Raw genomic sequence first — 6559 nt, forward strand, 5'->3', positions numbered from 1 at the left:
CGCCAGCCCTGTGCCATGTCCTGGAAAGGCCGCTGCAGGACGCAGCGGCCTGGTGATCATCAGATCATGCCGGACTTGGCCATGGTGGCGCGCAGGCTGGCGAACTCGTCGTCAACGAACTTGCCAAAGGCATCGCCGCCCAGCCAGGCGGGTGTCCAGTCGTTCTTCTGCAGCGCTTCGGCCCAGGCCTTGCTCTTGGTGGCTTTTTCGATCTGGGCGACCAGCTCGTCGCGCTGGGCCTTGGAAATGCCGGGAGCGCCATAGACACCGCGCCAGTTGCCGATTTCCACGTTGATGCCCTGCTCCTTGAGCGTGGGAACGCTGGACGCCGCACCCTTGAGGCGCTGGGCCGAGGTCACGCCGATGGGCTTCATCTTGCCGGTCGCGATGTATTCGGCAAATTCGCTGAAGCCGCTGCCGCCCACGGTGACGTTGCCACCCAGGATGGCGGAGATGGCCTCGCCGCCCCCACGGAAAGCCACGTAGTTGATCTTGGCGGGGTCCACGCCCACCTCACGGGCGATCATGGCCGCGGCAATGTGCTCGGTGGAGCCGCGCGAGCCACCGCCCCATTTGACGGAGCCGGGATCCTTCTTGAGCTGGGCCACCACTTCCGCCATGTTCTTGAACGGCGAGTTGGCGGGCAGCACAAACACGTTGTATTCGCTGGTCAGGCGCGCCAAAGGCGTGGCCTGGCTCAGATTGACGGGAGGCTTGCCGGTAATGATGCCGCCCAGCATCACGGCGCCCATGACCATCATGGCATTGGGATCGCCCTTGCTGCCGTTGACGAACTGGGCCAGACCGATGGCGCCGGCAGCGCCGCCCTTGTTGTCATAAGTGACGGAAGAAGCCACACCTGCGTCCTGCAAGGCCTTGCCAAGGGCACGACCTGTCGTGTCCCAGCCGCCACCCGGGTTGGCGGGCAGCATCATCTTGATGGCCGCCGCGGCCTGGGCCGACAGGGGCAAAGCACCGGCCGCCGCCAGGGCTGCCAGAGACTTCAGAAACGTATCACGACGCATGATGTACTCCTTATGTAGTTGGTGAATGCAATCATGGACAGCCTGCCTGTCAAACGGCTGTCCAATCACCTAGGGCTATCCCTTAAGCAAGTCCGGTAGTTTCACGAGTTGTCTTCGCATTCGCAGCGCAGTGCTATGTTCGGCAGCATGCAATTACTGCTTGTTGAAGATGACTCCGCCATGCGCACCACGCTTCAGCGCACTCTGATGCGCCGCGGCCTGAGTGTGGATGTGGCGGCCGACGGCCCCAGTGCCCTTGCTCATTGGCAGACCCGCGAACCTGATGCCGTGGTGCTGGACCTGAGTCTGCCCGGCCTCGACGGCCTGCAGGTGCTGGAGCGCGCCCGGGCCATGGGCCTGCGCACGCCGGTGCTGATCCTGACCGCGCGCGGCACCGTGGGCGACCGCGTCATGGGTCTGAATGCCGGTGCCGACGACTATCTGGCCAAGCCCTTTGACCTCGACGAACTCGAAGCGCGCCTGCGCGCCCTGCTGCGCCGCAGCCAGGATAGTTTCACACCCAGATCGGCTTCTGAAACTGTCACCCTGGGCGCATTGCGCTATGAAAAGGAAAGCGGTGCCATTTATCTTGACGGCAAGGTTCTGGAGCTGACCCCGCGCGAGCTGTCCATGATGCATGCGCTGCTGGCACGACCCGGCCATGCGGTCACCAAGGAGCGGCTGTTCAGCCTGGTCTTCCCCGGCGAGGTCGATGTGCAGTACGAGGCCGTGGAAGTCGTGGCCTACCGGCTGCGCAAAAAGCTGGGCGGCACCGGCGTGCAGCTCGTCACGCTGCGCGGTCTGGGCTATCTGGTCAAAGCCGAGGCGGCGGCATGACAGCCCGTCCGGCAAGGACGCGGCCCAGGACAGCCTGGTCGCTGCGGCGCCTGCTGCTCACCGGCATCTTGCTGCCTGTGCTGGCGCTGATTGCCCTGAATGCCTGGAGCCTCTATCAGCAAACCCTGGCATCGCTGCACACGGCTTATGACAGAACCCTGCTGGCCTCGGCCAAAAGCATCAGCGAGCAGATCGGCGTCACCGGATACGACGATCAGGCACAGTTGCGCGCCATCGTCCCCTATTCGGCACTGGAAATCTTCGAGGCCGACAACCAGAGCCGCATGTTCTACCGCGTCTCCACTCTGGACGGACAGTTGATCTCGGGCTTTGCGGAGCTGCCTGTCTGGAACGGCAAGATTCCGCAGCGCCCCCCCTATGCGGCGCTGGTGGATTTCTATGACGACGAGTTTCGCGGCCACCCCGTGCGCGTGGCCGTGCTGCTGCAGCCGGTTGCCAGTGCCGACGGACGCGGCATGGCCGTGATCCAGGTCGCCGAAACCCTGGAGCTGCGCGAATCCCTGGCCTTGCAGATTCTGCGTGACACCCTGATTCGTCAGGCCCTGCTGGTGCTGGTCGTCGCGCTGATCGTCATCATCGTGGTGCAGCGCGCCACCCAGCCCATACGCCAGCTCAGCCAGGACCTGCAGGGCCGTGCCCAGGGAGATCTGAGTCCGCTGGCAGCTCCCGAGATGCCGCGCGAAGTCCAGCCCCTGCTGGAAGCCACCAACCAGACCATGCAACGCCTGCAAGGCCTGCTGAGCAATCAGAAGCGCTTTGTGCGCGACGCCTCGCACCAGCTGCGCACGCCGCTGGCCGTGCTCAAGGTTCAGGTGCAGTCGGCCAAGCGCGGCGATATTCCACCGGCCCAGGCCTTTGCCGAGATCGACGACACGGTGGACCGCGCCACCCGCGTCGCCAACCAGATGCTGGCCCTGGCCAAGGTCGAGCAGCTGCGCCAGGAAGACAGCAACCAGAGCGGCGCCATGCTTGCCCAGCTCGACGATATCGTGCGCGACGTGGCGCTGGAGCTGTCACCGCTGATTGCCGATCACGACATGGACTTCGGCATCGAAACCCAGGCCTGCTGCGTGGCCGCCCATGAATGGATGCTGCGCGAGCTCACCCGCAACCTGCTGCACAACGCCATACGCCACACGCCCAGGCACGGTAGTCTGCAGGTCTATGTCCGCGCGCACGACGGCATGGCACAGCTGAGTATCGAAGACAGCGGCAGCGGCATCGACGATGAACTGGCCCAGCGGCTGTTCCAGCCTTTTTCGGCGGGCAACGCGCGCAGCGGCTCTGGCCTGGGCCTGGCCATCTGCCAGGAGATCGTGCAAACCCTGGGCGGCCAGATCGAGCTGCGCAATCTGCACGACGGACTCGGCCGCGTGCGTGGCCTGCAGGCGCTGATTCAGCTGCCCCTGCACAATGGCGATACCCAGGACATGGATACAGCTCTGACTTGAATCGCCATCCCTTCACGCCGCAAAATACCGATATGAGTGAAACTGAATCCATGCGTCTGGACAAATGGCTGTGGTGCGCGCGGTTCTACAAGACCCGCAGCTTGGCCGTGGAGGAAATCGGCAAAGGCCGGGTCACGGTCAACAACGCCAATGCCAAAGCCTCGCGTGAAATCCGCCCGGGCGACCACATCCACCTGCGCCAGGGCAATATTCCCAGAGAAGTCATAGTGCGCGGGCTGAGCGGCATGCGCGGCCCTGCGCCCGTGGCCCAGCAGCTGTATGAGGAAACGGCGCAAAGCATTGCCCAGCGAGAACAGCTGGCCGAGCAGCGCCGCCTGGCACCCGAGCCCGCCGAAGCACTGGCGGCACAGCACACAGGCCGCCCCACCAAGCGCGATCGCCGCGAAATCGACCGCGTACAGCGCAGCAGCGGCTGGGGCGACCGCTGGAGTGCCTCCATCGATGATTGAAAACCTTCGCCCATGAAGCGCAGGCTGCTGATCTCCACGCTTTCCACCCTCGCAGTTGCGGCGACCGGCGCCTTGAGCTGGCCGTGGCTGCGCCAGCGCCAGGGCAGTACCGAACGTCGATCCGTGATCCAGACCGTCTTCAGCCAGGCGCTGCCGCCACTGAGCGCCCAGCATCTGCTGCTGATACGCCTGCTGCGGGTGCAGTGGATGCCCATAGAGTCGGGAGCACCCGGCTTCGATCCCGTGCAGCCCTTTGGCGGCGATCTGTCCACCCTCGACACCGCCCAGCAAGTGCTGCGCAGTCACGATCCTGCTCTGGCCACTCGGCTCCTGGCCGAGGTCTGCCTTTGGCTGCCGCAGTTTGTAGCCACCGCCGCCTTGGCGCCCGGTCGCTATGCCTTGCCTCCCGACTTCCCAGGTCAGGCGCCAGACAGCAGCTTCGACTTTCGTCCCGAACACCTGACGCTGCTGCATGGCGCCCTGTGGCGTGAAGTCGGTACCGATGACCTGCCTTATGTTTTGGCTGAGGAAGAAGACGGTCAGGCGATCTGGCCCTTGCCCTATATCGACGGCAAGCGCCCGTACGGCGACCGCAGCTACTATCAGATCGATATGGCCGACATTCTGGGCAAGCCCTACGCCAGGAACGCGCAGGGCCAGTACATTTTGCCGCCCCAGAAAGATGAGGCGCTCAGGCAACTGCATCTGCAAACCCAAGCCGCACTGCAGATTCTGCTCATGCATGGAGCGCCCTCGGGGATTCGCAACTGGGCGAAGTAAGCCGGGGCTTGGCTATGGCAAAGCCCACCCTCATAAAATATGAGCACTTAGCGCTTTATTACAAAGCTTTTCAGGAACCTTTTAACTTTAAAAGCTTTCCAAGCTTGCGCAAGCAGCTCTTATTTGAGTAGCAATCAATCGTCCTCGATGACGGCCAGACTCGCTCTTGCGCCTGGGCTGCTGGCACTCTTTTCATCTCCCTCGGCCTTTTTCGCGCATGTCTTCCGCTTTTTCAGCACCGCTTTCCTCCTTCTCCTCACGAGTCCCGCTATGGCTGCGCCATGCCGGCATCGCAATGCTGGCCATCAGCAGCGTGGCCTGCTCCGCCAGGATGCCTGCACCCCCGGCAGCGGCCAGTCCCGCATCGCTCATCCAGGTCAGCAATCCCACGCGCAGCACCCAGGGCTTTGACCAATGCCCTCAGTTCTTTGCCGGCGGCAAGCCTCCCATACTCAGCGATCAGCCCAAGCTGCGTGCGCTGTGCTATGACGCGTTTGCCGTGCTGCACAGCGGCCAGAGCAAGACTCCCGTCTTCGTCGCTCAGCGTCTGAACAAGGCCCTTGTCGCCGATGCCGACGAAAAGCGCACCAACAAGTTCTACAGCGATGCCCGCCTGCCCCGTGATGAACGCGCCGAGCTGGACGACTACAAGCGCTCCGGCTACTCACGCGGCCACATGGCTCCCGCTGGTGACATGCCGACCGCACAGGCCATGGCCCAGAGCTTCTCGCTGGCCAATATGGTGCCCCAGTCCATCAAGCAGAACGGAGGCCCCTGGGCCCGCATCGAAAAAGACACACGCAGCTATGCGCAACGGGCCCAGGGCGATGTCTACATCATCACCGGCCCGGTCTTTGATGCCGGCGCCGCCTCCGTCGGCCACAACCAGGTGCGTGTGCCCAGCTTTCTCTACAAGCTGGCTTATGACGCTCAGAGCCAGCGTGCCTGGGCGCACTGGCAGGCCAATGATGATGCGGCCCGCGTCACCGAGCCCATCAGCTACGCGGAGCTGGTGCGCCGCACCGGCATCGAATTCCTGCCTGGCACGCCGCTGCAAGCCTCGGGCAAGCTCCAGCAGACATCCATGCTCCCTGCGCAGCGACACTGATTTCACGTGTCGCCAATCAAAAAGCCTGCTGGCGCAAGCCAGCAGGCTTTTTATTGTTGTCCGCCTTACTTGCCCGGCTTGAACAACTCCAGCTCATCCGCCGTCAGCCAGCGCCATTGGCCGGGCTCCAGCTCTGCGGGCAACTCCAGGCCGCCGATTCTTCTGCGATGCAGACCTTCGACCCGATTGCTCACGGCCGCAATCATGCGCTTGACCTGGTGGTACTTGCCCTCGGTCAGCGTCAGATCCAGCACATGGCTGTCCACCTGCTCGCAGGCCGCTGCCTTGACGGGCTTGGGATCATCGTCGAGCACAACACCATCCAGCAGCCGCTGTATCTGCTTGGCATCCACCGGATGCTTGCAAGTCACCCGGTAAACCTTGGAGACATGCTTTTTGGGCGACGACATGCGGTGAATGAACTGGCCATCGTCGCTGAGCAGCAGCATGCCCGTCGTATCCTGGTCCAGACGACCCACCGCCTGAACACCTTGCACCGCCCCTTTGTTGGGTCGCTGACGCAGCGGAGCCGGCAGCAAGGTATAGATACTGGGATGGGCCGATGGCTTTTGCGAGCATTCGGTGCCGGCTGGCTTGTTCAGCAGCACATAACCCAGCTCGTGATACTCCCACTCCACGCCTTGCACCCTGAAGCGCAAACCTTCGGGATCCACCTGCTGAGTGGAATCCAGGACCTTTTCCCAGTCGGAGGTCTGCGGGTTCAATAGCTCCACCCAGCCTTGCTGCACCAAGCCGGAGCACACGCGGCGAATGCCAAAGCCCTGTGAATACAACATGTCCTGCAGCTGCATGCTCATCCTTTCCATGTCCGCTACTGCGCAAGCAATATCAAGAATACCGATTGAT

Annotated in this window: 7 protein-coding genes; 5 read left to right on the forward strand and 2 right to left on the reverse strand. The window is 63.1% G+C overall.

The genetic code is table 11. The features are described from left to right. Positions 1–59: 59 nt before the first annotated feature. The gene (locus CTATCC11996_RS17305; RefSeq protein WP_003057571.1) at positions 60–1025 is read right to left on the reverse strand and encodes a Bug family tripartite tricarboxylate transporter substrate binding protein; all 966 of its coding nucleotides are present in this window, start codon (positions 1023–1025) and stop codon (positions 60–62) included. Positions 1026–1160: 135 nt separating this feature from the next. Between CTATCC11996_RS17305 and CTATCC11996_RS17310 the strand changes: the two genes are divergently transcribed. From CTATCC11996_RS17310 to CTATCC11996_RS17330, 5 genes are all read left to right on the forward strand, one after another. Further along, a complete protein-coding gene (locus tag CTATCC11996_RS17310; protein ID WP_003078516.1) occupies positions 1161–1862 on the forward strand; it encodes a response regulator in 702 nt (233 codons plus the stop codon). After that, a complete protein-coding gene (locus CTATCC11996_RS17315) occupies positions 1859–3334 on the forward strand; it encodes a sensor histidine kinase (protein WP_003078518.1) in 1476 nt (491 codons plus the stop codon). Before CTATCC11996_RS17310 ends, CTATCC11996_RS17315 begins: the two co-directional genes overlap by 4 nt. 32 nt (positions 3335–3366) lie before the next feature. Then, positions 3367–3804 (forward strand): RNA-binding S4 domain-containing protein, encoded by a 438-nt coding sequence (locus CTATCC11996_RS17320; RefSeq protein ID WP_034349508.1) that lies wholly within the window; start codon positions 3367–3369, stop codon positions 3802–3804. A gap of 12 nt (positions 3805–3816) precedes the next feature. Further along, complete coding sequence (locus CTATCC11996_RS17325; RefSeq protein ID WP_003078522.1) at positions 3817–4584, forward strand: hypothetical protein; 768 nt, start codon at positions 3817–3819, stop codon at positions 4582–4584. A gap of 295 nt (positions 4585–4879) precedes the next feature. Further along, a complete protein-coding gene (locus CTATCC11996_RS17330; RefSeq protein WP_003078528.1) occupies positions 4880–5692 on the forward strand; it encodes a DNA/RNA non-specific endonuclease in 813 nt (270 codons plus the stop codon). 65 nt (positions 5693–5757) lie between these two features. Here the strand turns inward: CTATCC11996_RS17330 and CTATCC11996_RS17335 are convergent, their stop codons facing one another. After that, positions 5758–6504, reverse strand: coding sequence for a 16S rRNA pseudouridine(516) synthase (locus CTATCC11996_RS17335; RefSeq protein ID WP_003078530.1), 747 nt, complete (start codon positions 6502–6504; stop codon positions 5758–5760). Positions 6505–6559 lie beyond the last annotated feature (55 nt).

Source organism: Comamonas testosteroni ATCC 11996, assembly GCF_000241525.1.
Classification (GTDB): Bacteria; Pseudomonadota; Gammaproteobacteria; order Burkholderiales; family Burkholderiaceae_C; genus Comamonas; species Comamonas testosteroni.

Bases quoted from the DNA above. Each gene is read 5' to 3' on its own strand.
- CTATCC11996_RS17305 (WP_003057571.1), bottom strand. From the start codon at position 1,025: ATGCGTCGTGATACGTTTCTGAAGTCTCTGGCAGCCCTGGCGGCGGCC.
- CTATCC11996_RS17310 (WP_003078516.1), top strand. From the start codon at position 1,161: ATGTTCGGCAGCATGCAATTACTGCTTGTTGAAGATGACTCCGCCATG.
- CTATCC11996_RS17315 (WP_003078518.1), top strand. From the start codon at position 1,859: ATGACAGCCCGTCCGGCAAGGACGCGGCCCAGGACAGCCTGGTCGCTG.
- CTATCC11996_RS17320 (WP_034349508.1), top strand. From the start codon at position 3,367: ATGAGTGAAACTGAATCCATGCGTCTGGACAAATGGCTGTGGTGCGCG.
- CTATCC11996_RS17325 (WP_003078522.1), top strand. From the start codon at position 3,817: ATGAAGCGCAGGCTGCTGATCTCCACGCTTTCCACCCTCGCAGTTGCG.
- CTATCC11996_RS17330 (WP_003078528.1), top strand. From the start codon at position 4,880: ATGCTGGCCATCAGCAGCGTGGCCTGCTCCGCCAGGATGCCTGCACCC.
- CTATCC11996_RS17335 (WP_003078530.1), bottom strand. From the start codon at position 6,504: ATGCAGCTGCAGGACATGTTGTATTCACAGGGCTTTGGCATTCGCCGC.